The following is a 2,463-nucleotide window of genomic DNA, read 5'->3' as shown; positions in this document are numbered from 1 at the left end:
CGCCGGTGACGCCCGGCGCCGCTCCCCGCCGCCGCGGCTACTCCTGGTCGCCGCGCGCCGGGGAGTCGTGCCACTTGGGGTCGTTCTCCCACTCCAGGTTGCGTTCGCGCGCAGTCTCCATGGCCTGCTCGGCCTCACCCCGGGTGGTGTAGGGGCCGAAACGGTCCTTCGCGGGGCACTCGGGCCCCTCCTCGACCTTCTTGTGCTGGAGGCAGTAGTACCACTCGCCCGGCTTGCCGGCCGTGCGCTTCTTGAACAGTGCCATGCTCCGTGTCTCCTTCTCCTCCGCCGGCTTCCGCCGCCGCCGAACGCGGGCCTGATGCCGTATGCCCCGCTGGTTAGACTCGCAGGCATGTCTGCCCAGTCGCTGCTCGTACCAGGGGAGCTTTCTCCCACCCGATCCGTGCCCGGAAACATTCGGCGGCCCGAGTACGTCGGCAAGCCCGCCCCGACGCCCTACACCGGTCCCGAGGTGCAGACTCCGGAGATCGTCGAGGCCATGCGGGTGGCGGGCCGGATCGCCGCGCAGGCGATGGAGGAGGCCGCCAAGCACATCGCCCCGGGTGTCACCACCGACGAACTGGACCGGGTGGCCCACGAGTTCATGTGCGACCACGGCGCCTACCCGTCGACGCTCGGCTACCGCGGCTTCCCCAAGTCGCTGTGCACCTCCGTCAACGAGGTGATCTGCCACGGCATCCCGGACTCGACGGTGTTGCGCGACGGCGACATCGTCAACCTCGACGTCACCGCGTACATCGGCGGGGTGCACGGCGACAACAACGCCACCTACCTCGTGGGCGACGTCGACGAGGAGTCCCGCCTGCTCGTGGAGCGCACCCGGGAGGCGCTGAACCGCGCGATCAAGGCGGTGCGGCCGGGCCGGCAGATCAACGTGATCGGCCGGGTCATCGAGTCCTACGCCAAGCGGTTCGGCTACGGCGTGGTCCGCGACTTCACCGGGCACGGCATCAGCACCTCCTTCCACTCCGGTCTGGTGATCCCGCACTACGACAGCCCGTACGCGACGACGGTGATGCAGCCGGGCATGACGTTCACCATCGAGCCGATGCTGACGCTGGGCACGTACGAGTACGAGATCTGGGACGACAACTGGACGGTTGTCACCAAGGACCGCCTGCGCACGGCCCAGTTCGAGCACACCCTGGTCGTCACCGGCACGGGCGCCGAGATCCTCACCCTGCCGTAGCACCGCACCGCACCGGCGGCGCAGCGCACCGGCGTGGGCCCACGGTGGTGGAGGCCCACGCCGGCACGGCTCCACGCGCTACGGCGCGCGGACCACGGCCAGATCCGCCAGGCCCGAGTAGGTCAGCACCGGCTCGAGCAGCGGCGGGGCGACGATCTCCAGCCGCTCCGCGTGGCGGAACAGCACGCTGAGCCCGGCGCTGTCCAGGTACTCCACGGCGGTGAGGTCGAGCACGACCGTCCCGGCGGTGTCCGCGAGCGCCTCCAGCGCCCGGGCGAGCACCTGGACGTTGGCGAGGTCGATCTCGCCGGTGGCGATCAGCAGCGGCGTGCCGCCCGGTCCGGTGCCGGGGGTCACGGTCAGCGGCGTCATCCTTCGATCCTCGTCAGCATCCGAACCGTGGTCCCCGCCTCGCCCGGCGTGACGGCGACCTCCTGCATCATGGCGTGCATCAGCGCGATCCCGCGGCCCCGGTGCCGGCTGTCCTCCGGGCGGGGCGGCTTCCACCGCCCGCTGTCCTCGACGGTGAGGCGGATCTCGTCCGCGCCCGCCGCCGCGCAGAGCCGGACCGGATCGCCGGGGTGGTCCCGGTGGCCGTGCTCCACCGCGTTGGCGCAGGCCTCGCCCGCGGCGACCAGCACCCGTTGGACGAGTCCGGGCGGCAGGTCGCAGCGTCGCAGCCATCCGCGCAGCGTCCCGCGGGTGACGGCCAGCTGGGAGGACTCGGCGGGGAAGGTCAGCTCCAGCGGCCCGGGGTGCCGGTACAGCAGCAGGGCCACGTCGTCGTCGTAGCCGTCCTCGGGGGCCAGCCGCTCCATCACCCGCGCGGCGAGCGCGTCGGCGGACAGGTTCCGCCCGGCCTGGAGCGCTTCCCCGGCCAGGGTGATGCCCTCGTTCAGCGGGCGGCGGCGTCGCTCGACGAGGCCGTCGGTGTAGAGCAGCAGGGTCGACCGGGGAGACACCACGCACTCGGCCTCGGGGCGCTCGGCGCCGGGCCTGACGGCCAGGGGCAGTCCGCGTCCCTGGTCGAGCAGGGTGACCCGGCCGTCGGGCCCGGTCAGGATGCCCGGCGGGTGTCCTGCTCCGGCGTACACCAGCCGCCCGGTCGCCGGGTCGAGCACCCCGCAGAACAACGTGGTGCACAGCGCGCCGGGGACACCCGCGGCGAAGTGGTCGAGCGCGGCCAGGGTCCGGGCGGGTCCCGCCTCCTGGAGCAGCAGCGCGCGGCAGGCGCTGCGCAGCTGGCCCATCAC

4 protein-coding genes are annotated in these 2,463 nt (G+C 72.7%); 1 reads left to right on the top strand and 3 read right to left on the bottom strand.

The window, feature by feature from the left end:
- Positions 1 to 37: 37 nt before the first annotated feature.
- Complete coding sequence (locus HW445_RS26800; protein ID WP_180223458.1) at positions 38 to 265, bottom strand: hypothetical protein; 228 nt, start codon at positions 263 to 265, stop codon at positions 38 to 40.
- Positions 266 to 352: 87 nt separating this feature from the next.
- Here HW445_RS26800 and map point away from each other — a divergent pair, with 87 nt between their 5' ends.
- Positions 353 to 1,210, top strand: coding sequence for a type I methionyl aminopeptidase (map, locus tag HW445_RS26795; protein ID WP_180223457.1), 858 nt, complete (start codon positions 353 to 355; stop codon positions 1,208 to 1,210).
- A gap of 78 nt (positions 1,211 to 1,288) precedes the next feature.
- Here map and HW445_RS26790 read toward each other — a convergent pair whose 3' ends face one another.
- Positions 1,289 to 1,582, bottom strand: coding sequence for an STAS domain-containing protein (locus HW445_RS26790; RefSeq protein WP_180223456.1), 294 nt, complete (start codon positions 1,580 to 1,582; stop codon positions 1,289 to 1,291).
- On the bottom strand, positions 1,579 to 2,463 hold an 885-nt coding region (locus HW445_RS26785), incomplete at its 5' end, for a SpoIIE family protein phosphatase (RefSeq protein ID WP_180223455.1). The genes HW445_RS26785 and HW445_RS26790, both read right to left, overlap by 4 nt.

Source organism: Streptomyces sp. UH6 (assembly GCF_013421635.1).
Classification (GTDB): domain Bacteria; phylum Actinomycetota; class Actinomycetes; order Streptomycetales; family Streptomycetaceae; genus Streptomyces; species Streptomyces abyssomicinicus.
The sequence above is the reverse complement of the archived record's forward strand: the minus strand, read 5'-3'. Positions and strand labels throughout refer to the sequence as shown.

Bases quoted from the DNA above. Each gene is read 5' to 3' on its own strand.
- HW445_RS26790 (WP_180223456.1), bottom strand. From the start codon at position 1,582: ATGACGCCGCTGACCGTGACCCCCGGCACCGGACCGGGCGGCACGCCG.
- map (WP_180223457.1), top strand. From the start codon at position 353: ATGTCTGCCCAGTCGCTGCTCGTACCAGGGGAGCTTTCTCCCACCCGA.
- HW445_RS26800 (WP_180223458.1), bottom strand. From the start codon at position 265: ATGGCACTGTTCAAGAAGCGCACGGCCGGCAAGCCGGGCGAGTGGTAC.